The sequence below is a fragment of the Bartonella sp. AA2SXKL genome (assembly GCF_042197205.1).
Classification (GTDB): domain Bacteria; phylum Pseudomonadota; class Alphaproteobacteria; order Rhizobiales; family Rhizobiaceae; genus Bartonella.
Genome location: NZ_JBHIRN010000059.1, coordinates 812 through 1,102 on the forward strand (window position 1 = coordinate 812; position 291 = coordinate 1,102).

Consider the following 291-nt stretch of genomic DNA (forward strand, 5'->3'; position numbering starts at 1 on the left):
CAAAGGAGACCCAAAAACAAAAAGCAAAGCCATATTAATAGTAGTATGTTCAAAACTCCCATGCATGAATGAATAACTCATAATAGTATGAGCAAATGCTAAAGGTGCAGCCTTGAATAATACTGGTGTAAATGAAAAAAATTCAAGGCTTTCAATATAAAGCTCATCAGAAAAAAAATACTGGGTAACGCAATAAATACAAAAACAAAGTGCTATCAAAATAACTATAGTCAATGGAATATTCAAAAATGATTCCCTAGGCTGTTTTGGTAGCAAAAAAGCATTATTAAA

General features: G+C 30.6%; 1 pseudogene. It reads right to left on the minus strand.

Going from position 1 to position 291, the window contains the following annotated elements:
- Nucleotides 1–291: pseudogene (locus ACFINS_RS09705) on the minus strand (rhomboid family intramembrane serine protease); the annotation flags it as partial.